The sequence below is a fragment of the Xanthomonas translucens pv. undulosa genome (assembly GCF_017301775.1).
GTDB lineage: Bacteria > Pseudomonadota > Gammaproteobacteria > Xanthomonadales > Xanthomonadaceae > Xanthomonas_A > Xanthomonas_A translucens.
Genome location: NZ_CP063993.1, coordinates 1,094,507 through 1,117,978, shown reverse-complemented (window position 1 = coordinate 1,117,978; position 23,472 = coordinate 1,094,507). Strand labels below are relative to the sequence as shown.

20 protein-coding genes are annotated in these 23,472 nt (G+C 69.2%); 14 read left to right on the top strand and 6 right to left on the bottom strand.

Features of this window, described 5'->3' with window-relative positions:
- The first annotated feature begins 30 nt into the window (after positions 1–30).
- Complete coding sequence (locus tag ISN38_RS04575) at positions 31–750, top strand: hypothetical protein (RefSeq protein WP_003470705.1); 720 nt, start codon at positions 31–33, stop codon at positions 748–750.
- Positions 751–889: 139 nt separating this feature from the next.
- On the opposite strand, the gene ISN38_RS04570 is transcribed toward ISN38_RS04575, so the two are convergent.
- Positions 890–2,158: a cation:proton antiporter gene (locus ISN38_RS04570; protein ID WP_058358358.1), complete on the bottom strand. Its 1,269-nt coding sequence runs from the start codon at positions 2,156–2,158 to the stop codon at positions 890–892.
- A 583-nt stretch (positions 2,159–2,741) separates the two neighbouring features.
- On the opposite strand from ISN38_RS04570, the gene ISN38_RS20125 reads away from it, so the two are divergent.
- Positions 2,742–2,936 (top strand): hypothetical protein, encoded by a 195-nt coding sequence (locus ISN38_RS20125; protein ID WP_003470700.1) that lies wholly within the window; start codon positions 2,742–2,744, stop codon positions 2,934–2,936.
- A 107-nt stretch (positions 2,937–3,043) separates the two neighbouring features.
- Here ISN38_RS20125 and ISN38_RS04560 read toward each other — a convergent pair whose 3' ends face one another.
- Positions 3,044–4,636, bottom strand: coding sequence for an alpha-N-arabinofuranosidase (locus ISN38_RS04560; protein ID WP_003470698.1), 1,593 nt, complete (start codon positions 4,634–4,636; stop codon positions 3,044–3,046).
- Between the two features lie 605 nt (positions 4,637–5,241).
- Between ISN38_RS04560 and ISN38_RS04555 the strand changes: the two genes are divergently transcribed.
- Positions 5,242–6,294 carry an aldose epimerase family protein gene (locus ISN38_RS04555; protein WP_058358400.1) on the top strand — a complete coding sequence of 351 codons (1,053 nt, stop codon included), beginning with the start codon at positions 5,242–5,244 and terminating at the stop codon, positions 6,292–6,294.
- A 142-nt stretch (positions 6,295–6,436) separates the two neighbouring features.
- On the opposite strand, the gene ISN38_RS04550 is transcribed toward ISN38_RS04555, so the two are convergent.
- Positions 6,437–7,231, bottom strand: a complete 795-nt coding sequence (locus ISN38_RS04550) for a cytochrome C assembly family protein (protein ID WP_003470691.1) — start codon at positions 7,229–7,231, stop codon at positions 6,437–6,439.
- Between the two features lie 161 nt (positions 7,232–7,392).
- Between ISN38_RS04550 and ffh the strand changes: the two genes are divergently transcribed.
- The 7 genes from ffh to rplS all read left to right on the top strand — a co-directional run bounded on the left by ffh (position 7,393) and on the right by rplS (position 13,341).
- Complete coding sequence (ffh, locus tag ISN38_RS04545) at positions 7,393–8,781, top strand: signal recognition particle protein (protein WP_003470690.1); 1,389 nt, start codon at positions 7,393–7,395, stop codon at positions 8,779–8,781.
- Between the two features lie 356 nt (positions 8,782–9,137).
- A complete protein-coding gene (locus ISN38_RS04540; protein ID WP_047324678.1) occupies positions 9,138–10,208 on the top strand; it encodes an NAD(P)H-dependent flavin oxidoreductase in 1,071 nt (356 codons plus the stop codon).
- Entirely contained in the window at positions 10,205–11,005 is an 801-nt protein-coding gene (locus tag ISN38_RS04535; protein WP_108085118.1) for an aminotransferase class IV family protein, read from the top strand. Before ISN38_RS04540 ends, ISN38_RS04535 begins: the two co-directional genes overlap by 4 nt.
- Before the next feature lie 98 nt (positions 11,006–11,103).
- Positions 11,104–11,364 (top strand): 30S ribosomal protein S16, encoded by a 261-nt coding sequence (rpsP, locus tag ISN38_RS04530; protein ID WP_039005630.1) that lies wholly within the window; start codon positions 11,104–11,106, stop codon positions 11,362–11,364.
- Positions 11,365–11,407: 43 nt separating this feature from the next.
- Entirely contained in the window at positions 11,408–11,920 is a 513-nt protein-coding gene (rimM, locus tag ISN38_RS04525) for a ribosome maturation factor RimM (protein ID WP_003470856.1), read from the top strand.
- Positions 11,921–11,995: 75 nt separating this feature from the next.
- The gene (gene trmD / locus ISN38_RS04520) at positions 11,996–12,778 is read left to right on the top strand and encodes a tRNA (guanosine(37)-N1)-methyltransferase TrmD (RefSeq protein WP_003470859.1); all 783 of its coding nucleotides are present in this window, start codon (positions 11,996–11,998) and stop codon (positions 12,776–12,778) included.
- A gap of 146 nt (positions 12,779–12,924) precedes the next feature.
- The gene (rplS, locus tag ISN38_RS04515) at positions 12,925–13,341 is read left to right on the top strand and encodes a 50S ribosomal protein L19 (protein ID WP_003470862.1); all 417 of its coding nucleotides are present in this window, start codon (positions 12,925–12,927) and stop codon (positions 13,339–13,341) included.
- A gap of 441 nt (positions 13,342–13,782) precedes the next feature.
- Here rplS and ISN38_RS04510 read toward each other — a convergent pair whose 3' ends face one another.
- Positions 13,783–15,243, bottom strand: a complete 1,461-nt coding sequence (locus ISN38_RS04510; protein WP_047324679.1) for an MATE family efflux transporter — start codon at positions 15,241–15,243, stop codon at positions 13,783–13,785.
- 185 nt (positions 15,244–15,428) lie between these two features.
- Between ISN38_RS04510 and ISN38_RS04505 the strand changes: the two genes are divergently transcribed.
- Together ISN38_RS04505 and ISN38_RS04500 are read left to right on the top strand one after the other, a co-directional pair.
- A complete protein-coding gene (locus ISN38_RS04505) occupies positions 15,429–15,713 on the top strand; it encodes a hypothetical protein (protein ID WP_003470868.1) in 285 nt (94 codons plus the stop codon).
- On the top strand, positions 15,706–16,113 hold the full coding sequence (locus tag ISN38_RS04500) for an RNA-binding S4 domain-containing protein (protein ID WP_003470869.1): 408 nt from the start codon (positions 15,706–15,708) through the stop codon (positions 16,111–16,113). Before ISN38_RS04505 ends, ISN38_RS04500 begins: the two co-directional genes overlap by 8 nt.
- A 454-nt stretch (positions 16,114–16,567) precedes the next feature.
- On the opposite strand, the gene katG is transcribed toward ISN38_RS04500, so the two are convergent.
- Positions 16,568–18,817: a catalase/peroxidase HPI gene (katG, locus tag ISN38_RS04495; protein ID WP_003470870.1), complete on the bottom strand. Its 2,250-nt coding sequence runs from the start codon at positions 18,815–18,817 to the stop codon at positions 16,568–16,570.
- A 424-nt stretch (positions 18,818–19,241) separates the two neighbouring features.
- Here katG and ISN38_RS04490 point away from each other — a divergent pair, with 424 nt between their 5' ends.
- Both ISN38_RS04490 and ISN38_RS04485 read left to right on the top strand, forming a co-directional pair.
- Entirely contained in the window at positions 19,242–19,937 is a 696-nt protein-coding gene (locus tag ISN38_RS04490) for a helix-turn-helix transcriptional regulator (RefSeq protein ID WP_038238915.1), read from the top strand.
- A 58-nt stretch (positions 19,938–19,995) separates the two neighbouring features.
- A complete protein-coding gene (locus tag ISN38_RS04485) occupies positions 19,996–20,652 on the top strand; it encodes a glutathione S-transferase family protein (RefSeq protein WP_003470872.1) in 657 nt (218 codons plus the stop codon).
- Positions 20,653–20,825: 173 nt separating this feature from the next.
- Here ISN38_RS04485 and mutS read toward each other — a convergent pair whose 3' ends face one another.
- Positions 20,826–23,438 carry a DNA mismatch repair protein MutS gene (gene mutS / locus ISN38_RS04480; RefSeq protein WP_047324680.1) on the bottom strand — a complete coding sequence of 871 codons (2,613 nt, stop codon included), beginning with the start codon at positions 23,436–23,438 and terminating at the stop codon, positions 20,826–20,828.
- Positions 23,439–23,472: the final 34 nt, after the last annotated feature.

The window sequence follows — 23,472 nt, the reverse complement described above, 5'->3', positions numbered from 1 at the left end:
TCCGCTACCTGACGGCAAGGAGCCGCCACCTTGATCGACACTCCCAAAATCGTGTTGTGCATTCCCGGCCCATGGCCGGACCGCCCGGATCTGCTCGCGTGCATCGTCCGCGACAGCGGCGGCTATCTGTTCGCCGGGCAGGTTCTGCTGCACACGGAAAGCGGCGACGCCTTCGAACTGCAATACGAGCCGCGCGACCCGGGCATGGCGGACGCGTTCGCCGCCGCCGGGCCGCATTGGCTCGATTCCGACGACATGGCGCGCATCCACGCGCATGCCTCGGTCGTGTATCTGATCGGCGATGGCGGTTCCAGGGTGCGCGCCGAGGCGATGATGCGGGCGGCCGCGGCGCTGCTGGATGCCGGCGGCCTTGGGGTGAAGGTCGAGAGCAGCGGCGTGGCGCACGGCCCGGGCGCGTGGCGTCAGCTGTGCGCGGACCTGGCCTTCTTCAGCGCCCATCGTGCGTATGTATCGAACCTCACCGGCGAGCAGGTGCATTCCTGCGGCATGCACCATTTCGGCATGAAGGACGCGATCGTCGCGGCGCAGGCGGCAGACGACCCGGTCGCGCTGCTGCACACCTTCACCTGGTATCTGTTCACCGAAGCGCCGCCGATGCGCGAGGGCCACACCTTTGCTGTCGCGGAGGATGCGCCGCGCTACCGGCTCGATGCCGAACCCAGCGCCCAGTTCCAGCCCGGCGACCTGTTCGCCAATCCCTACGGGCTATGGCGGCTGACGCCGTTGTGAGGCCGACACTCTCTTCCGTGCAACCGCACCTGTAGGAGCGGCTTCAGCCGCGACAGGACTGCACCGGCAAGTCCCATCGCCAACACGCTTCATGACACGCTAGGCGCACAGACGGTACCCAAATCCTCAGCGCGGCGCGCTACAGCCGGCCGCCGGCCGCTGCCGGCGCCGCCTCGCGCGCGGCGGCGCGGCGCATCACCCAGTTGAACAGCGGCGTGGCCAGCAAGGTGGACACGATCGCCATCAGCACCAGGATCGAGAACAGGCCCTGCTCGATGACCCCGGCCTGCAGGCCGATGTTGATGATGATCAGCTCCATCAGCCCGCGTGCGTTCATCAGCGCGCCGATCGCCATCGCATCGCGATTGTTCTCGCCGCTGACGCGCGCCGCGGCCCAGCAGGCCATGCCCTTGCCCAGGAACGAGGCGAGCAGGATCGCCACCGCGGCGATCAGGATCTGCGGGTCCAGCAGCACGCTGAGCTGGGTCTTTAGCCCAGAGAAGGTGAAGAACATCGGCAGCAGGAACACCACCACGAACGGTTGCAACTGCTCGCGCAGCTTTTCTGTCAGCGCGCCCTTGGGCAGGCAGGCGCCCAGCAGGAAGCCGCCGAACACCGCATGGATGCCGATCGCGTCCATCGCCCAGGCGCTCGTGCAGAAGAGCATCAGCACCACCGCCAGCACGCTGGCGCTGAGCGGCTGGTCGGGACGCACGTGGTCGGCCAGGCGGCGCAGCCAATGACGGCCGACCAGCATCATGAACAATGCGTAGCCCACGCCGCCGCCGATCGCCAGGTAGGCGCTGTTCCAACTGCCGCCGAAGCTGGCCAGCACGATGGCCAGGATGCACCACGCTGCCGCATCGTCCACCGCGCCGGCGGTGAGCGCCAGGGTGCCCAGGGAACTGCCGGTGAGGCCGCGCTCGTGGATGATCCGCGCCAGCATCGGGAACGCGGTGATGGCGATGGCCGCGCCCAGGAACAGCGAGGCTTCCAGGATCTTGGCCTTGGCCGAGAACAGGCCGGGGGTATGCAGCAGCCACGGCACCAGCGCGAACGCCAGCACGAACGGCATCGCGATGCCGGCCAGCGACACGCTCAGCGCGCTGCGGTAGCGCGCACGGAAATGCTCGCTGCGGAAGTCGGTGCCGACCAGGAACATGTACAGGCCCACGCCGAACTGCGCGACCACGTACAGCATGTCCAGGGTCTGCTTGGGGAACAGCGCCTGCTGCAACTCCGGCAGCACCAGGCCGAACAGCGACGGCCCCAGCGCCACGCCGGCGATCATCTCGCCCACCACCTGCGGCTGGCCCACGCGCCTGGCGAGCAGGCCGACCAGGCGGCATATCAACAGGATCGCCGCCGCCTGCAGAAAAAAATACACCGACATCTGCGGGGTGGTCATTGGGTACGCATCCTCGATAGGTCGGCGGATGATAGGAGCGCATCGCGCATAAATCCATGGATGCCGTCCGCCCCGCCATGCGCGCCGGTCGCTGCGGCGAACCGCCGCTGTTAGTTTAGGCGGCGACCGTTGCGCGCCGGATGCAGTGCCATGCGAAGCGGCGTGGCGGGGCTGTGGGTGCCCGCCGGGCGCGTTACCGCCAGGCCGGATCGCGGCAGGTCGAGGTGCCGGTTCGCCGGCGCCGGTTTTTTGCCCGGCGCATGCGCGCGCGCCGCGATCCGGGCTTGATGGGAGCCCCGACCCCGGAGCCGCGCATGCCTCGATTCGTTGCCATTCTCGCCTTGCTGCCTGCGCTCGCCGCGGCGCAGGCGCCGCCATGCGCGACGGCGCTGCAGGTGGCGCAGCGGCTGTACCAGGCACGCGATTTCTATCGGCGGCCGCAGAATCTGGACGGGCTGCTGACCCCATCCTTCGCCTACGCGATCAAGACCGAACTCACCTGCGCCGAGCGCGACGGCGTCCGGACGACCCGTGGACCCATGCGCAGGACGGCGCCATCCAGGGCGCGCCACGCTTCACCCTGGTGTCCGGCGGCTCCCTGGCGACCGTGCTGGAGGTGCGCATGGACTACCGGCTGGCGCTGCACGGCACGGCCAGCAGACCCGGCTCGGTGAAGATCGAACTGCAGCGCCGCGGCAACGGCTGCTGGGCGGTCAGCGACCTGATCTCGCCGGACGGCGACTCGCTGTTCGCGCGGCTGTCCAACACGCCGGAATAAACGCGGCGCATAAAAAAACCACGCCGACCTGCGTCGACGTGGTTTGGACGACCAGCCCGCGCCCTGCAGCGGGAGGGTAGGCGCGAAGACGTCCGCGACTATCGCGTCTATTGCAGCTTGAGCATCACGATCGCCTTGGCCGGCAGCGCCACCTTCAGCGTGCCGCCCTGCAGGCTGGCGCCGTTGAACGCGGCCGGCTGCAGCGCCTGTGGTTGCTCGAAGGTGTTGAGTGCGGTGATCTTCGGTGCGGTGAGGATCTGCCCGCTGACGCCGCCGGCCTGCACGCCGCCGACCTGCACCACGACCTCGGCGGTGTGGTTCGGATCCAGGTTGGTCAGCGCCACATAGACGTGGCCGTCCTTGGCCTTGACCGCCGAACCGTGCACCGACGGCACCGTGTATTTGCCGAGCGTGTAGTCGGGCGCCTTGATCTGCAGCGGCAGCGCGGTCGCGTCCTGGTAGGGCTTGTACATCGCGAACACGTGGTAGGTCGGGGTCAGCAGCATCTTGTCGCCGTCGGTGAGGATCATCGCCTGCAGTACGTTGACCATCTGCGCGATGTTGGCCATGCGCACGCGGTCGGCGTGCTGGACGAAGATGTCCAGGTTGAGCGAAGCCACCAGCGCATCGCGCAAGGTGTTCTGCTGGCGCAGGAAGCCCGGATTGACATCGGGCAAGCCCTTGTACCAGGTGCCCCATTCGTCCACCACCAGCGCGACCTTCTTGTCGGGGTCGTACCTGTCCATGATCGCGCTGTGCTTGGTCAGCAGCTCATCCATCACCAGCGTGCGCGACAGGGTCTCGATCCAGTCGTTCTCGTTGAAATCGGTGGAGGACGCGCGCGGCGGCCAGCCGCCTGGGAAGGTGTAGTAGTGCAGGCTCAGGCCGTCCATGAACTTGGTGGCCTCGCGCATCATTACTTCGGTCCAGTGATAGTCCGAATCGTTGGGGCCGGGCGCGATCTTCATGATCTTCTGGTCGGCCGGCGCCTTGACGAAGGTCTGGTAGCGGCGGTACACGTCGGCGGCGTATTCCGCGCGCATGTTGCCGCCGCAGCCCCACAGCTCGTTGCCCACGCCGAAGTACGGCACCTTCCACGGCGCCTGGCGGCCGTTGCCGCGGCGCTGGTTGGCCAGCGTGGACTTGGTCGGCGCGGTCATGTACTCCACCCATTGCGCCATTTCGTCCGGCGCGGCGTCGCCGACGTTGCCGGCCACGTAGGCCTGGGTGCCGAGCAGCTCGGTGAAGTCCATGAACTCATGGGTGCCGAAGCTGTTCGGTTCCTCGACGCCGCCCCAGTGCGTGTTGATGCTGGTCGGGCGCTTGGCGCGCGGGCCGATGCCGTCGCGCCAGTGGTATTCGTCGGCGAAGCAGCCGCCGGGCCAGCGGATGTTGGGCACGTCCAGCGCCTTCAGCGCCGCGACCACGTCGTTGCGGTAGCCGCGGGTGTTGGGGATCTTCGAGTCCGGCCCGACCCACACGCCGCCGTAGATGCCGTTGCCCAGGTGTTCGGCGAACTGCCCGAACAGGTTGCGCGAAACCTGCGCGCCCGGCTGGTCGACATGCAGCGTGCCGCGCACCTCCACGTCGGCGGCCTGCGCCAGTCCGGCGCCGAGCGTCAGCGCGGCCACCGCGGCGGCCAGCGGCAGGCGTCGCCGCCAGCGCAGCGCGGCGTTCTTCAATGAGCGGGTCGAGAGCATCGTGGGTCTCCTGGGTCGGTGGGGCGGCGGCGGCCCGCAAGGGCGCCGCGTCGGTGAAGGGCGGCATTCGCCGTGTGCGGCGCATGTAATCCGATGGAGGCTGGCGCACGCATGGCGAACGGCGGCGGTGGCGGTGGAGGCTGGCAGTGCGCGGCAGGGGGGGCGGTAGCGGTGCAGATCGCAATCCTTGTGACCGGTGAGGGTGCGGCGGCACGGCAGCGGGTCCCGGCCATGGTTCGAGCATAGGCAGGCCGGCACATTGCGACCAATCACTTAAATCCTCGCTGCTATAGCCGATTCGCATTGCTGCGGCGGCGGTCCGGCGTCGTGCGTTGCCGTTGCGCTCCCGATGCGCGCAGCGAGGATAGGCGCGCGACAGATCGCCGACCAATGATTTAAATCGGCCTGGCGATATGGGGATTGCAATGATGCGATGCCGCAGATTGCGTGCGGGGATTGCGCCGCGCAGCGCCGTGCAATGGCAGCGGCAAGCGCGCGGCGTGCTGCATCGCTGCAGCAGCGTGCGCGACGATGGCTTGCGGGCGGCTGTGCTGGTTATGCTGCGCGGCATGCGTGGAACGCGCCCACCCAACCAGGAACCCTGCATGTCATCGATCTTCGGCCAGCTTCCCGACGGTACCGCTATCCAACGCGTGGTGCTGTACAGCGGCGCAGGCCTGTGCGCGGAGCTGCTGACCTACGGCGGCCTGTTGCGCAGCCTCAGCCTGGACACCGCGCGCGGCCGTACCGAGTTGGTGCTCGGCCTGCCGACGCTGGACGCCTATTTGCACGATCCGGCTTATCTCGGCGTGTTGGTCGGCCGCTTCGGCAACCGCATCGCCGGCGCGGCCTTCGACCTGGACGGACAACGCTACGCGGTCGCCGCCAACGAGGGCACCAATCATCTGCATGGCGGCGCGCGCGGATTCGGGCGCCGGGTGTGGTCGGTGCAGGCGCAGTCCGAGCACCACCTGCAACTGCACTACGACTCGCCGGCCGGCGAGGAAGGCTATCCGGGCACGCTGCGAGTCAGTGCCGAATTCACCCTGCACGGCCGCACCCTGGAACTGCAGTTCGCCGCGCAGACCGACGCGCCGACCCCGCTCAATCTCACCCATCATCCGTATTTCAACCTGGCCGGCGACGCCAGTGTGGCGGCCGCCGCGCAATGGCTGCGGGTGCCGGCCGACCGTTACCTGCCGGTGGCCGACGCCGCGTTGCTGCCCACCGGCGAGGTCGCCGCGGTGGCCGGCACGCCGTTCGACTTCCGCAGCCCGCGCGCGATCGCCGACAAGGACAGCGCCGCCGATCCGCAGCTGCGCCTGAGCGGCGGCTACGACCATTGCCTGGTGCTGGCCGAACCGCGCGACTGCAGCGCCATCCTGTATTCGCCGCACAGCGGCGTGGCCATGCGCATCGCCAGTGCGATGCCGGCGCTGCAACTGTACGAAGGGCATTGGCTGGACCGCCAGCATCCCGGCCTGGGCCGCGGCGTGTGCCTGGAGCCGCAGGGCTATCCGGATGCGCCGAACCAGCCGGGCTTTCCCGACACCATCCTGCGCCCCGGCCAGATCTACCGGCACCGCATCGAATACCGCTTCGCCGAGGTCGGCGCGCATGCCGATTGGGCCGCGGTGGAGGCGGCATTGGCCGATTGAGGCGCGATACCGGTCTGCCGGCAGACATCGCGCTCCCTGTAGGAGCGGCTTCAGCCGCGACAGGTTCTAACCGGAGGTCCTGTCGCGGCTGAAGCCGCTCCTAAAGAGGAAGCAGGGCGCTTCCGGGGCTACCGCGCAGCCGCTACTGCGGGTGGCCCAGCACCAGTTCGATGACGAACTTGCTGCCGAAGAACGCCAGCAGCAGCAACAGCATCGCCGCCAGGGTCCAGTGCACCGCCTTGATCCCGCGCCAGCCGTAGCGCCAGCGGCCGAACAGCAGCGCGCCGAACACGATCCACGACAGCACGCTGAGCACGGTCTTCTGCACCAGCCGCTGCGCCAGGAAATCCTGCACGAACAGCACCCCGGTCAGCAGGGTCAGGGTCAGCAGGATGAAGCCGACCACGATGGTGCGGAACAGCAGCGTCTCCAGCGCGGTCAGCGGCGGCAGCGCGCGCAGCCACGGGTGGAAATCGCGGCGCCGCAGCGCGCGCTCCTGCAGCCACAGCATCACCGCCAGCAGCGCAGCGATGCCCAGCGTGGCGTAGGCCAGCAGCGCCATCCACGCGTGCAGCTGCAGCCGCCAGTCCAGCACCGGCGCCGGTTCGTGGCCGTGCGAGTGGTAGGCCAGCAGCAGCGCCGCCGACAGCGGGAACACCACCACGCCCAGCGCCGCCATGCGCCCGCTGGCGCCGACCAGCGCGGTCATCAGCGCCATGCCCAGGCTGACCAGCGACAGCGCGGCGAAGAAATGCATGTCCGGCCCGCCGGCGGTGTGCAGCGCCACCTGCACGTGATAGCCGGCATGCAGCGCCACCGCCGGCAGCGCCGCCCACAGCCAGGCGCGGCTGCGCTCGACCCGGTCGCGCACCACCGAGCCGACCAGCAGGCCGGTGGCGCTCAGGTACAGCAGGGTCGCGACGAGGATCAGGAACATCGCGTCAGTTTCGCATATCGGGCCGGCACTGGTGGCGCGGGTGCCGTGCTGCGCGCGCGGCGGCGGACCCGGGACGCCGCCGTCTCCGCGATCGCCGGCGGGCGCGGCTACAACGGGCGCGGCTATAATCGGCGACCGTTTCCCGTCTGCGACCCGCCCGCATGTTCGAATCCCTCACCCAACGCCTCTCCGGCACCATGCAGCGTCTGCGCGGCCGCGGCCGCCTGACCGAGGAGAACATCCGCGAAGCCACCCGCGAGGTGCGCATCGCGCTGCTCGAGGCCGACGTCGCGCTGCCGGTGGTGCAGGCGCTGATCGAACGCATCAAGGTGCGCGCGGTCGGCCAGGAAGTGCTCAAGAGCCTGACCCCGGGCCAGGCGCTGATCAAGGTCGTGCGCGACGAGCTGACCACGGTGATGGGTTCGGCCGCCAGCGACCTCAACCTCAACGTGCCGGCGCCGGCGATCGTGCTGATGGCCGGCCTGCAGGGCGCGGGCAAGACCACCACGGTCGGCAAGCTGGCCAAGCACCTGAAGGAAAAGCGCAAGAAGAAGGTGATGGTGGTCTCGGCCGACGTCTACCGCCCGGCCGCGATCGAGCAGCTCAAGACCCTGGCCGAGCAGGTCGGGGTGCTGTTCTTCCCGTCCGAAGCCTCGCAGCAGCCGGTGGACATCGTCCGCGCCGCGATCGCCGACGCGCGCAAGTCCTTCGTCGACGTGCTGCTGGTCGACACCGCCGGCCGCCTCGCCATCGACGCGGCGATGATGGCCGAGATCAAGGCGCTGCACGCCGCGATCAACCCGGCCGAGACCCTGTTCGTGGTCGATGCGATGACCGGCCAGGACGCGGCCAACACCGCCAAGGCGTTCAGCGAGGCGCTGCCGCTGACCGGCGTGGTGCTGACCAAGACCGACGGCGACGCCCGCGGCGGCGCGGCGCTGAGCGTGCGCTACATCACCGGCAAGCCGATCAAGTTCATCGGCGTGGGCGAGAAGCCCGACGGCCTGGACGTATTCCATCCCGACCGCCTGGCCAGCCGTATCCTGGATATGGGCGACGTGCTGTCGCTGGTCGAGCAGGTCGAGCACCAGGTCGACAAGGACAAGGCGCAGAAGCTGGCCGAGAAGGTCGCCAAGGGCAAGAAGTTCGACCTCAACGACATGCGCGACCAGCTCGAGCAGATGCAGAACATGGGCGGCATTTCCGGGCTGATGGACAAGCTGCCGGGCATGGGCCAGATCCCTGAGCACCTCAAGCAGCAGGTCGCCGGCAACAAGGACGTGCCGCGGATGATCGCGATCATCGGTTCGATGACCAAGAAGGAGCGGCGCAATCCGACCCTGCTCAACGGCTCGCGCCGCGCCCGCATCGCACGCGGTTCCGGCACCCAGCCGGCCGACGTCAACAAGCTGATGAAGCAGTACCAGCAGATGGAGAAGATGATGTCGAAGATGGCCGGTGGCGGCATGAAGGGCCTGATGCGCGGCATGAAAGGCATGATGGGCGGCATGGGCGGCATGGGCGGCCGCGGCGGCCTGCCGTTCCGCTGAGCCCCCTCACAGCGCTTGGAAAGTAGCCCCTTTCCCCCGGGAGAGGGGTTGGGGGAGGGGCGGGCGGGAAAGCGTCTCGCGGAGTTTGGGCGCACGAGGCCCCGTACCCGCATCCGCCCCTGCGGGGCACCTTCACCCGAAAAGGCGGCCATGGTCCCGACGGGAGAAGGAACAGCCACCTCGCCATGCATGGAGAGGCGAGGGTGTGGGGAGGTGGCGAAGCCACCTCGTCACCCGTCCCGAGTGCAGCCTTCACCCCGCGTGCGCCCTGCTTGCCGCACCCCGCAGCCGCCGCGCAGAAACTGGCATCATCCGCTGCGCCATCCGCCACGCCGCCACCGCGGCATCGACCCGCCATGAACGATTCGCTGCACCACCGCGTCACCGCGTTCTGCACGCGCTTCGCCCTGCGCCTGCCGATCCTGCTGTCGCCGATGGCCGGCACCTGTCCGGTACCGTTGTCGGTGGCGGTCGCGCAGGCAGGCGGCATGGGCGCAATGGGCGCTGTGCTGTCCTCGGCCGCGGACATCGGCACCTGGATGCAGGCGTTCCGCCACGGCAGCGACGGGCCGGCGCAGGTCAACCTGTGGGTGCCCGATCCGCCGCCGCTGCGCGATGCCGCCGCCGAGGCGGCCACCCGCGCGTTCCTCGCGCAATGGGGGCCGCCGGTCGAGGCCACGGCCGGCGATGCCGGTCCTGCCGATTTCGCCGCGCAATGCGCCGCACTGCTGGACGCGCGCCCGGCAGTGGCGTCCTCGATCATGGGCTTGTTCCCGCCCGCCTTCGTCGCCCAGCTGAAGCAGGCCGGCATCGCCTGGTTCGCCTGCGCCACCACGCTGGACGAGGCGCTGGCGGCGCAGGCGGCGGGTGCCGATGCGGTGGTCGCGCAAGGCGCCGAGGCCGGCGGCCACCGCGGTGTATTCAATGCGGCGCGCGCCGAGCAGCAGCTGAGCGGCCTGTTCGCGCTGCTGCCGCGGCTGGCCGACCGGCTTGACGTGCCGGTGATCGCCGCCGGCGGCATCGGCGATGGCCGCGGCATCGCCGCGGCGCTGACCCTGGGCGCCAGCGCGGTGCAGATCGGCACCGCGTTCCTGCGCACCCCGGAAGCGGCGCTGGCGCCAGCCTGGGCCGAGGCGCTGGCAGGTGCCGGGCCGGAACAGACCGCGCTGACCCGCGCCTTTTCCGGCCGCCTCGGCCGCGCGCTGGTCACCGACTACGTGCGTGCCGCGGCCGAACCCGCCGCGCCGCCGCCGCGGCCCTACCCGGTGCAGCGCGGGCTGACAGCGCCGATGCGTCAGGCCGCCGCGCGGCAAGGCCGCCTGGCGGCGATGCAGGCCTGGGCAGGGCAGTCGGCATGGATGGCGCCGGCGCAGCCGGCGGCGACCCTGCTCGACAGTTGGTGGGACCAGGCGCAGGCGCTGCTGTGAGCGCCAGGCTGTTCTGTCACGGGAGGCCAGCGAGCGCGGAAGCATTGGCCGCGCCGGCGCTGGTCAACTACGGCCACTTCAGCACGATGCAGGTGCGCGACGGCGCGGTGCGCGGCTTCGACCTGCATCTGCAGCGGCTCGATGAGGCCACCCGCACGTTGTTCGGCAGCGAACTGCCGGCCGATCGGATCCGCGCCGAGTTGCGCGCGGCGCTGCAGGCATTCGGCAGCGGCGCTGCGTCGCTGCGCGCCAGCGTGTTCGCGCGCGACTTCGATTTCCGCCGTGCCGATGCGGCCTGCACGCCGGAACTGCTGGTGTCGCTGGCCGCGCCCGTACAGGCGGACGCCACGCCATTGCGGCTGCGCAGTGCGGTGTTCGCGCGTGAACTGCCGCAGATCAAGCACGCCGGCAGCTTTGCCCTGTTCCACCAGCGCCGGCTGGCGCTGCAAGCCGGTTTCGACGATGCGCTGTTCGTGGATGCGCAGGGCCTGGTCGCCGAGGGCTCGACCTGGAACCTGGGCGCCTGGGACGGGCGGAGCGTGCTGTGGCCGCAGGCGCCGGCCCTGCGCGGCACCCAGGAGCGGCTGCTGCAGGTCGGTCTGGCCGCGCTCGGCGTGGCCCAGCAGGTGCGGCCGCTGCATCTGCGCGAACTGGCCGGGCCTGTGGCCGCCTTCGCCTGCAACGCGCGCGGCCAGCAGGCCATCGCCGCGGTGGACGGGCAGGCACTGGGGCCGGTCGCGGAGCTGTTGCAAATGCTGGACGCGGCGCTCGAGACCCAAGCCTGGCAAGCCATCTGACGGGTCGGGGGGAGCGACTTGGCAGCGTTCCACCCGCCCGCTATAATCGCCGGCTTACCGCGCCATCCTGGCGACTGGGCAACACCGGAAACTCAACCATGGTCAAGATTCGCCTTACCCGTGGCGGCGCCAAGAAGCGTCCCTTTTACCACATCATCGTCACCGACGTGCGCAGCGCGCGCGACGGCCGCAACATCGAGCGCCTGGGCTACTACAACCCGGTCGCGCAGGGCGCCGAGCCGCGCATCGTGCTCGACCTGCCGCGCGTGGACCATTGGGTGTCCAACGGCGCGCAGCTGACCGACAAGGTGCGCAACCTGTATCGCGAAGCGACCAAGGCCCAGGCCACCGCGGCCTGATCCTGCGGGCCGCGCCTGGCGCGGTCCTTCGGTTTTTGCACCTATGAAAGACAGTCAGCGCCGTATCCTACTGGGCAGGATCCTGGGCGCCTTCGGCGTACGTGGCGAGGCCAAGCTCGAGTCGTGGACCGAGCCGCGCCTCGCCATTTTTCGCTATCAGCCCTGGATCGTGCGCAAGCCCGACGGCAGCGAAAGCAGCCTCAGCGGCGTGCGTGGCCGCGAATCCAGCAAGCATCTGGTGGTCACCTTGCCCGACGTCACCGATCGCGATGCGGTCGAGGCGCTGCGCGGCACCGAGATCTACGTGGCGCGCGATACCTTGCCGCCGCCCAAGCCCGACGAATACTACTGGGTGGACCTGGAAGGTCTGGACGTGCGCACCGTCGACGGCGTGGCTCTGGGGCAGGTCTCGCACCTGTTCTCCAATGGCGCCAACGACGTGCTGGTGGTGCGCGGCGACCGCGAGCGGCTGCTGCCGTTCGTGCAGCCGGACTGCGTCAAGTCGGTGGATTTCGATGCCAATCTGATCGTGGTCGACTGGGATCCAGAATTCTGAGGGTGCCGGGGCTTGCGCCGATCCAGCGGCCGCCCACGCTCTGCCAGTCCCGAGTCCCGAGTCCCGAGTCCGCCCATGCGCATCGACGTCATCAGCCTGTTTCCGGAGTTCGTCGCCCAGTGCGCCGCGTTCGGCGTGGTCGGCCGTGCGCAGGAGCGCGCGCTGCTGGCGCTGCATGGCTGGAACCCGCGCGACTACGCCAGCGGCGGCTACCGCAAGGTGGACGACCGTCCGTTCGGCGGCGGCCCGGGCATGGTGATGATGATCGAGCCGCTGCAGGCCTGCCTGCAGGCGGTGCGCGAGGCCGACCCGCAACCGGCGCCGGTGATCTACCTCAGCCCGCAGGGCGCGCCGCTGACCCAGGCCAAGGCCCGCCAACTGGCGGCGCTGCCGCGGCTGGTGCTGCTGTGCGGGCGCTACGAGGGGGTGGACGAGCGCTTCGTCGCCGCCGCGGTGGACGAGGAGATCTCGATCGGCGACTACGTGCTGTCCGGCGGCGAGCTGGCCGCGGCGGTGCTGGTCGATGCGGTCACCCGGCTGCAGGAGGGCGCGCTGAACGATGCCGAGTCCGCCGCCCAGGACAGCTTCGAAGGCCCGGACGGGCTGCTCGACTGCCCGCACTACACCCATCCGCGCGAACACGCGCTGGGCGAAGCGCCGGCCATCCTGCGCTCTGGCAACCATGCCGCGATCGCGCGCTGGCGGCGCATGCAGGCGCTGGGCCGGACCTGGCTGCGGCGCCCGGACCTCCTGGACGAAGCGGCGCTGAGCGCGGCCGACCGCTGCCTGCTGCAGGAATTCCGCCAGGGCCTGCAGGCCGATCCGGCCCCTGTGCAGGAAAATCCCTCCAAGCCCTAGCCATGGCCGCACGACTGGGTTAAAATGCCCGGCTTTCCGGTCAAGTCCTCTGCGTCTTGGCCCATCCCCGATATCGCGTAATCGCCTCGCGCAATCGCCGTGCGGCGACTGCCGGACCACCTCACCAGACACAAGCGGTGCCCACCATGAGCAAGCTCAACAAGACCATCCTGGCCGACTTCGAAGCCGCCCAGATCCAGCGCAAGCTGCCGGAGTTCAACCAGGGCGACACCATCGTCGTCAACGTCAAGGTGAAGGAAGGCAACCGCGAGCGCGTCCAGGCCTACGAAGGCGTGGTGATCGGCACCAAGAACGCCGGCCTGAACTCCTCGTTCACCGTGCGCAAGATCTCGCACGGCTTCGGCGTGGAGCGCGTGTTCCAGAGCCACAGCGCCATCATCGACTCGGTCGAAGTGAAGCGCCGCGGCAAGGTCCGCGCCGGCAAGCTGTACTATCTGCGTGGCCTGGAAGGCAAGGCCGCCCGCATCAAGGAAGATCTGGCCGCCGCTGCGCAGGCCAAGGTCGCGCGCCAGGCCGCTGCGGCCGCCGCCAAGGCCGAGTAATCCCACAGCGACTCCGGTCGCTGCCGCGACGGCCGCCTTCGGGCGGCCGTTTGCGTTTGTGGGCGGGGTGTCTGCGATGCGCGGTGGCTGCGCTCGATGTGTCGGGCTTGCGCGCTGGGCATGATGCGGGCTGGAGGTTCCGGTCGGGGCTGAAGCCCCTCCTACAGTGCTCCAGACAGCCCGCCGTAAGTCCCTGTAGGAGCGGTTTTCAACCGCGACCGAGCGCAGCCGCGGACCATCCACGCAGCTAGAGCGTCGGGTGCTTCAATGCCGACCGCGTTCCCTCGATGCCGCTTCGGCCGAAACGAAGCGAGAGCGCTTTCCCGGAGTCGCCGCAAGCTGTATGTGGGAGCGGCTTCAGTGGCGACGGGACTTCCCGAGAGAGTCCGTCGCCATTGAAGCCGCTCCCACAGGCGACTGCCTCGATCGAAAGGCGGGCGCTCAGCGCGCCGGATCCTGCGCGATCGACACATCCGCGACCGCGGCCGGCGGCGCCGCCGGCACTTCCGCCGGATGCGCCATTTCCTCCGCGCGCGGTTGGCTCAGCATGCGCGCCTTGCGCCAGTTGCCCCAGCGGTAATAGGCCAGCGACAAGGACATCGCGCAGATCGAACTGGTCGGGAAGCTCCACCACACCGCATCGGCGCCGAACTGCGGCTGCAGCAGCTGCGCGAACGGCACGCGGATGCCCCACAGCGACAGCGCCAGGATCAGCAGCGGCGGGATCACCGCGCCGGTGGCGCGGACCACGCCGGAGATCACGAAGGTCACGCCGAAGAACAGGAACGACCACACCGCGATGTGGTTGAGATGGCGCGCGATCTCCAGCGCCGCGCTGTGCGGCGGCAGGAACAGGGACAGAGTCCAGCGGTCGAGCAGGATCAGTGGCGCGATCAGCGCGCCGGTCAGCAGGAAGTTGAACAGCACGCCCTGCCGCACGGTCGCCGCGACCCGGTCCCAGCGCTGCGCGCCGACGTTCTGCGCGGCCATCGACGAGCACGCCGCGCCGATCGCCATCGCCGGCATCTGCACATAGGTCCACAACTGCATCGCTGCGCCGTAGGCGGCCGAGGTATCGGTGCCGTAGCCGTTGACCATCGAAATCATCACGATCATCGCCAGCGAGATCAGCACCATCTGCAGGCCCATCGGCACGCCCTTGACCACCAGTGCGCGCAGGATCGTCGTATCGATGCGGAACAGCCCCGCGTCCTGCCGGCCCAGCCACAGCACATGGCGTTTGTGCCGCAGGTACAGTAGCAGCCCGCTCAGGGCGATGGCCTGCGCGATCAGCGTGGCCCAGGCGGCGCCGGCGATGCCCAGTTTCGGGAACGGCCCCAGCCCAAACAGCAGCAGCGGATTGAAGCCGATGTCCAGCGCCACCGACAGCAGCAGGAAGCGGAACGGCGTGCGCGAGTCGCCGGTGCCGCGCAGCGCCGCCGACAGGAACGCGAACGCGTACAGCAGCGGCATCGCCAGGAAGATCACCCGCAGATAGGCCTCGGCCAGCGGCAGCGAGGTGGCCGGGGTGCCCATCGCCGCCAGCAGGTGCCGCGCCAGCCAACAGCCGCCGGCCGCGATCAACACCGAGATGCCGAGGAAGAATGTGGCGCTGGTACCCATCACGCGTCGCGCCTGCAGCACGTCGCCACGGCCCATCGCCTGGCCGATCAGGATGGTGGCGGCCATGCCGATGCCGAACACCGAGCCGATCAGGAAGAACATGATGCTGTTGGCGTTGGCCGCCGCGGTTAGCGCCGCCTCGCCGAGGTAGCGGCCCACCCAGATCGCATTGACCGACCCGTTCAGCGACTGCGCGATGTTGCCGGCCAGGATCGGCAGCGCGAACAGCAGCAACTGCCGGCCGATCGGGCCTTCGGTGAGCGCGGCGGACTTGGGCATCGCGTGCCTGCAGGACGGGAACGTGAAGCAGCGCACATTAACACCTGCACGCGCCTCCGGGGAGGCAACGCATGGCAGGTGTGGCGTGGCCGGCAACGTCCTAGGCTGAATGCGTCGATGCGGGGGGGCGGCTTGCAGTGGCTGGCACAGCTGGCGGCACACATGACCAAGCAGAGGAACTTGCAATGCCCAAATCGCGCCGCCATCTGCAGTGGATCGGATGCAGCGCGCTGGTGCTGGTCCTGGCTGGCTGCGCCGACAGCGCGCGCTGGGGCGATGCCAAGGTGCGGCCCGGCGAGCGCCCGCAATGCCTGGTCGGCGAGGACGATAGCGCGCTGCCGCCGCGCGCCGACGGCCTGGCGCTCAGCCAGCGCCGGCAGCGCCGCCATCCGCAGCCGTCGCTGCGGTGGTCCGGCGAGCGACCCGACACCCAACCCATGCAGGTGGATTTCCGTCAGCACGATGAATGAACCGTTAGCGCAACCGAGCGTGGTCCGGCTGGATGTCTGGCTGTGGGCCGCGCGCTTCTTCAAGACCCGCAGCGTGGCCAAGCAGGCGGTGGAAACCGGCAAGGTCGGCGTGGCCGGGCAGCGGCCGAAATCCTCGCGCGCGGTGCGCGTGGGCGAGCAGTTGCGCGTGGAGCGCGGCGAGGAGGTGTTCGAGATCCAGGTGCTGGCGCTCAGCGACGACCGCGGCCCGGCCAGCGTCGCGCAGACGCTGTACCTGGAAAGCGACGCCTCGCGCGAGCGGCGCGCGCAGCAACGCGCGCAACGCCACGCCGAACGCAACGGCTACCGGGCCCCCGATGGCAAGCCTGACAAGCGCGCACGGCGCCTGATCCGCGCGCTGGGCGATCTGGACGCGCTGTAGAAGCGGAGTACGATCGAAGGGCCGGTGTGCCCTTACCGCGCCTACCCCTTTGTAGGAGCGGCTTCAGCCGCGACGAACGCAGCGGTGAACCGATCGGTGTTGGAGAGTGTCGGGACTGAAGTCCCTCCTACAGTGCACCCAGCCAGCACGCCGCAGATCCCCTGTAGGAGCGGCTTCAGCAGTGACGAACGAAGCGGTGAGCCTGTCAGTGTTGGAGAGCGTCGGGACGCAATGGTTTGAGATTAATCCCAAGTCACTTCCACAAACCAGCTTCGCATCAGTCGTACCGTCGTGATATCCATGCCACGACGCTCACGCAAAACCGCCCCGGCAAGCCAGAGCGTTCGCGTGTGTCGCGTGGCGCAGAAAATGCGGCCGCCGACCGGCCCCGGATCATCCTTGGCAGACCCGACCGACCATCAGCCTGCCCGATGCACCAGGCAGGCCGTCGACTTCACGCGGCCAGATCGAAACGGTCCAGCTGCATCACCTTGCTCCACGCGGCGACGAAGTCGCGCACAAACTTCTCCTGCGCATCGGCACTGGCATACACTTCGGCCAGCGCGCGCAGGATCGCGTTGGAACCGAACACCAGGTCCGCGCGGGTGCCGGTCCACTTCTGTTCGCCGCTGGCGCGGTCGCGGCCTGCGTACACCTCCCTGGTGTCCGATGTCGCTTTCCACTCGATGCCCATGTCCAGCAGGTTGGCGAAGAAGTCGTTGCTCAGCGTGTCGCTGCGCTTGGTGAAGACGCCATGCGCCGACTGCCCGACATTGGCGCCGAGCACGCGCAGCCCGCCGACCAGCACGGTCATCTCCGGTGCGGTCAGGGTCAGCAACTGCGCCTTGTCGATCAGCAGCGCCTCGGCCGGCACCGCATAGCGGCGCTTGCTGTAGTTGCGGAAGCCATCGGCGATCGGCTCCAGCACCGCGAACGATGCGACGTCGGTCTGCGCCTGCGTGGCATCCATGCGCCCCGGCACGAACGGCACGGTCAGCGTCTGTCCCGCATTCTTGGCCGCCTGCTCGACCGCCGCCGCACCGCCGAGCACGATCAGGTCGGCCAGCGAGATCTTCTTGCCGCCGCGCTGCGCACCGTTGAACTGCGCCTGGATGCGCTCCAGCGTGGCCAGCACCTGCGCCAGCTGTTCGGGCTGGTTGACCTCCCAATCCTTTTGCGGCGCCAGGCGAATGCGCGCGCCGTTGGCGCCGCCGCGCTTGTCCGAGCCGCGGAAGGAGGAGGCCGCGGCCCACGCGGTCGAGACCAGTTGCGCGATGCTCAGGCCCGAGCCGAGCAGCGTCTGCTTGAGCGCGGCGATGTCCTGCGCATCGACCAGCGCGTGGTCCAGCGTGGGGATCGGATCCTGCCACAGCAGTTCTTCGGCCGGCACGTCCGCGCCGAGGTAGCGCGCACGCGGGCCCATGTCGCGGTGTGTCAACTTGAACCAGGCGCGGGCGAAGGCATCGGCGAACTGCTCGGGGTGCTCGAGGAAGCGGCGCGAGATCGCGGCGTAGGCCGGGTCGAAGCGCAGCGCCAAGTCGGTGGTGAGCATGGTCGGCAGATGCTTCTTCGCCGCATCGTGCGCGTCCGGGATCAGCGCCTCGGCATTCTTCGCTACCCACTGGTGCGCGCCGGCCGGGCTTTTGCTCAGCTCCCACTCGAACTTGAACAGGTGTTCGAAGAAATCGTTGCTCCACTGCGCCGGCGTGGTGGTCCAGGTGACCTCCAGGCCGCTGGTGATGGTGTCGCCGCCCTTGCCGCTGCCGAAGCTGTTGTGCCAGCCCAGGCCTTGCGCGCCCAGGTCGCTGGCTTCCGGTTCGGCGCCGACGTGGTCGGCCGGGCCGGCGCCATGGGTCTTGCCGAAGGTGTGGCCGCCGGCGATCAGCGCCACCGTCTCTTCGTCGTTCATCGCCATACGCGCGAAGGTGTCGCGGATGTCCTTTGCGGCGAGCAGCGGATCCGGATTGCCGTCCGGGCCTTCCGGATTGACGTAGATCAGGCCCATCTGCACCGCGGCCAGCGGGTTCTCCAGATTGCGGGTGTGCACGTCGCCATCGGCGTCGTCGTCGGACACCAGCACGCCGCCGGCCTTGTCCACGCCGTCCGAGCCATGCGCATAGCGCACGTCGCCGCCCAGCCAGCTGGTTTCGCGGCCCCAGTACACGTCCTGGTCCGGCTCCCAGGTGTCTTCGCGGCCGCCGGCGAAACCGAAGGTCTTGAAGCCCATCGATTCCAGTGCGACGTTGCCGGTGAGGATCATCAGGTCGGCCCAGGAAATCGCCTGCCCGTACTTCTGCTTGATCGGCCACAGCAGGCGCCGCGCCTTGTCTAGGTTCACGTTGTCCGGCCAGCTGTTGAGCGGGGCGAAGCGCTGTTGGCCGCGGCCGCCGCCACCACGGCCGTCGCCGGTGCGGTAGGTGCCGGCGCTATGCCAGGCCATGCGGATGAACAACGGGCCGTAGTGGCCGAAGTCGGCTGGCCACCAGTCCTGCGAATCGGTCATCAACGCGTGCAGGTCCTGCTTCAGCGCCTGCAGATCGAGCGCGTTGAAGGCCTTGGCGTAATCGAACGTCTCACCCAGCGGATTGGATCTGGACGAGTGCTGGCTGAGCAGGTCCACGCGCAATTGCTTCGGCCACCAGTCCTTGTTCGTGGTGCCGCTGCTGGCGGCGCTGTGGAACGGGCACTTCGATTCGCTGGTCATGGCTAGGGCTACCTTGATGGACGCTGGGTGGCCGCGCGCCGTGATCGTGCGGTGCGCGTGATTGCGGGGGCCGGGCGGTTGGATGCAAGGAGTGCAGGCAGGACGCGCGGCGATTGGAGGACACGATAGGCGGGGACGTTGCGGTAGGGAATTCGAATGATTCTACGGAATCGATAGGTGGCGCCTATGGGATGGCGGTGCGTAGCGGTTCGAGGATCGCGGTGGAGCATGTCCGGGTTTTGACCGGCTTTTACCGACCCGCCTTGGCACTCGCCGGATAACTCGCCCGCGCACATATGTCGCCTGCCGGTGTGGGGATCGGTGATCTGCAGCGCGGGGGCGACTCGCGTATCGGATGCATTGTGCGGCGCGACGGCGAACCTCCACGGCGATCGGAAACGGCAAAGCCCATTATCCTGTGGCGATGACCATTCGTGCGACCCGTTTGCTGCACCTGCTCGACGCCCTGCGCGGACGCCGCCGGCCGGTGGCGGGCGCCGAGCTCGCCACCGCGCTGGGCGTCAGCCTGCGCACGCTGTACCGCGATATCGCGACCTTGCGCGAGCAGGGCGCCGACATCCTCGGCGATCCCGGCGTCGGCTACGTGCTGCGTCCCGGCTTCCTGCTGCCGGCGTTGAATTTCACCGAGGACGAACTGGAGGCGTTGACCCTGGGCGCGCGTTGGGTGGCGTGCCAGGCCGATCCGGAACTGGCGCAGGCGGCGCAGCGCGCGGTGGCGCGGATCGCGGCCACGCTGCCCGGCAATCTGCGCCTGTCGATCGAGACCAGCGGGCTGCTGGTGCCCGCCGCCGCAGACCTGCCGCCGCCGGCGCCGTGGCTGCCGGTGCTGCGCCATGGCATCCGCCTCGAGCACGTGCTGCGCATGGACTACACCGATGCCAACGGCACGGCCTCGCAACGCTTGATCTGGCCGTTCGCGATGGCCTTCTTTGGCGGCTACGGCATGATCGCCGCGTGGTGCGAACTGCGCCGCGATTTCCGCCACTTCCGCGCCGACCGGGTACTGGCCCTGGCCGACGACGGCGAACGCTATCCTTCGCGCCGGCATCTGTTGATCAAGCGCTGGCGCGCGGCCACCGGCTACGGCGCCGACCACTGACAACACCTGTCAGCATGGCAGGGCCAGACTGCAGGCTGTTCACCACGGAAATCTGCCCATGTCCACCGAACTCGTGCTCTACACCCACCCCCTGTCGCGCGGCCGCGTTGCCCGCTGGATGCTGGAGGAAACCGGCCTGCCATACCAGGCGGTCATCCTCGACTACGACACCACGATGAAGGCGCCGGAGTATCTGGCGATCAATCCGATGGGCAAGGTGCCGGCGCTGCGCCACGGCGACACCGTGGTCACCGAGAACGCGGCGATCTGCGCCTACCTGGCCGATCTGGTGCCGGAGCGGCAACTGACGCCGCCGCCGGGATCGCCGGCGCGCGCCGACTACTACCGCTGGCTGTTCTTCATGTCCGGGCCGGTAGAGGGACTGTTGACCGCGAAGGACGGTGGCGCGCTGGCACCAGCACGCAGCGCCGGCTATGGCCGCGAGGCCGACCTGATGCAGACCCTGGAACAGGCGGTCGCGGACCGCGAGTACCTGGCCGGCGACCGCTTCAGCGCGGCCGACCTGTATACCGCCGCATGCCTGGCGTACTACATGCGCATCGGCCTGCTCGAACCGCGCCCGGCATTCACCGCGTTCGCGCAGCGCCATGGCGATCGTCCTGCATTGCTGCGCGCCAGTGCGATCGACGCTGCATTGATCGCGGCGCATCCGAAGCCGGACATGCCGCCCCGCGTGGCGCCAGCGGCCACCTAGCGGCTGTTCCTTCTCCCGTCGCGACCATGGCCTCCTTTCGGTGGACGGTGCCCAGCAGGCGCGGGTGAGGGTCCGGGCGCAGCCTCGTGCACCCAAACGCCGCGAGACGCTTCGCGCCGTACCCTCACCCAAACCCATCTCTCCGAAGGGAGAGGGGCTGAAGACGCGCCGCGCTACAGCAGCGACTTGAGCCGGTACAGCGCTTCCAGTGCCTGCTTGGGCGTCAGTTCGTCCGGATCCAGCGCCGCCAGCGCGTCCTGCGCCGCCGATGGGGCGGCGGCGAACAGGCCGAACTGCTGCGGCGCGTCCAGCGCCTGCGGCGCCATCTGCGAGGCGTGGCTCTCGCCGCCGCGTTGTTCCAGTTCCGCCAGCCGCCGCCGCGCCTGCGCGACAGTGGACTTCGGCAAGCCGGCCAGCGCCGCCACCTGCAGGCCGAAACTGCGATTGGCCGGGCCGTCCTTGACCGCGTGCATGAACACCAGTTTGTCGCCGTGCTCGACCGCGTCCAGGTGCACGTTGGCGATGCCGCTGGCACCGCCTTGGACCGATTCGTCGGCCAATGCGGTCAGCTCGAAATAATGCGTGGCGAACAAGGTGTAGCAGCGGTTGTGGTGGGCCAGGTGGCGCGCCACCGCGTCGGCCAGGGCCAGGCCGTCGTAGGTGGAGGTGCCGCGGCCGATCTCGTCCATCAGCACCAGCGACTGCGCGCTGGCGTGGTGCAGGATGTAGCTGGTCTCGGCCATCTCGACCATGAAGGTGGACTGGCCGCGCGCCAGGTCGTCGCCGGCGCCGATGCGGGTCAGGATGCGGTCGATCGGGCCGATCACCGCGCGCGTGGCCGGCACGTAGCTGCCGATGTGCGCCAGCAGCACGATCAATGCGTTCTGGCGCATGTAGGTGGATTTACCGCCCATGTTCGGGCCGGTGATCACCAGCATGCGCCGGTCCGGATGCAGGTCCAGGTCGTTGGGTTCGAACGGCTGCTCGCGCACCGCTTCCACCACCGGATGGCGGCCGCGTTCGATGCGCAGGCATGGCGCGGTGTGCAGTTCCGGCTGCGCCCAGTCCAGCGCCTGCGCGCGTTCGGCGAAGCCGGCCAGCACGTCCAGTTCGCTGAGCGCGGCGGCGGCGCGCTTGAGCGGTTCCAGGCGATCGCCCAAGGTATCCAGCAAGGCTTCGTAGAGCAGCTTCTCGCGCGACAGCGCGCGCTCGCGCGCCGACAGCACCTTGTCCTCGAAGTTCTTCAGTTCCTCGGTGATGTAGCGCTCGGCGTTGGTCAACGTCTGCCGCCGCGTGTAGTGCACCGGCGCCTTGTCCGCCTGGCCCTTGCTGATCTCGATGTAGTAGCCATGCACGCGGTTGTAGCCGACCTTCAGCGTGGCGATGCCGCTGCTGGCGCGCTCGCGCGCTTCCAGGTCGATCAGGAACTGGTCGGCGTGGGTGCTGAGCCGGCGCAGTTCGTCCAGTTCGGCGTCGTAGTCGGCGGCGATGACGCCACCGTCGCTGAGCTTGAGCGGCGGCTGCTCGGCGATCGCCGAGGCCAGCAGGTGCGCGATCTCGTCGTGCTGGCCCAGTTCCGCGGCCAGCGCGGCCAGCCGTGGCGAATCCAGCGGCGCCAGGATCGTGCGCACTGCCGGCAACAGACCCAGGCCGTCGCGCAGCGTGGAGAAATCGCGCGGCCGCGCCGAGCGCAGCGCCACGCGAGTGAGGATGCGTTCGATATCGCCGAGCGCGCGGAACGCATCGCGCAGATCGGCATCGGCGCCGCGATCGATCAGTGTGCCGACCGCGTGGTGACGCTGCACCAGCACCTCGCGCAGGCGCAGCGGGCGGTGCAGCCAGCGCCGCAGCAGGCGCCCGCCCATCGGCGTGACCGTGCTGTCGAGCACGCCGAGCAAGGTGTTGCGCGTATCGCCGTCCACGCGCGTGTCCAGCTCCAGGTGGCGGCGCGTGGCCGCGTTCATCGCGATCGCCTCGGCGGCGGTTTCCATCGCGATTGCGGTCAGGTGCGGCAGGCGCTGCTTCTGCGTCTCCTCCACATAGCCGAGCAGGGCGCCGGCGGCGGCGGTGGCGCGCGGCTTGTCGTCGATGCCGAAGCCGCTGAGGTCGTGCAGCTGGAAAAAGTGCAGCAACTGGCGGCGTCCGCTGTCGGCGTCGAACAGCCACGGCGCGCGGCGGCGCACGCCGCGGCGCTCGCGCAGGAACTCCGGCCATTGGTCCTCGTCGGGTACCAACAGCTCGGCCGGCTCCAATCGCGCCAGCTCCGCTTCCAGTGCGTCCTCGCTGTCGACCTCGTTGACCAGGAAGCGGCCGCCGGCCAGATCGGCCCAGGCCAGGCCGTAGCCGTGTTTGTTGCGCGCGATCGCCATCAGCAAGGTGTCGCGGCGCTCGTCGAGCAGTGCCTCGTCGGTGACCGTGCCCGGCGTGACCACGCGCACCACCTTGCGCTCGACCAGGCCCTTGGCCAGCGCCGGATCGCCGATCTGCTCGCAGATCGCCACCGACTCGCCCAGCGCCACCAGCCGTGCCAGATAGCCTTCGTAGGCATGCACCGGCACCCCGGCCATCGGGATCGGCGCGCCGCCGGAGCTGCCGCGCTGGGTCAGGGTGATGTCCAGCAGCCGCGCCGCCTTGCGCGCGTCGTCGTAGAACAGTTCGTAGAAATCGCCCATGCGGAAGAACAGCAGCAGGTCCGGGTACTCGGACTTGGCGGCGAAGAACTGCTTCATCAGCGGAGTATGTTCCACCGCGCTTCCAGGGACTTGGGGTTTCTCTCTATTTTGCATCGAATTCAATGGCTTGAAGGATTTCGGGATGACT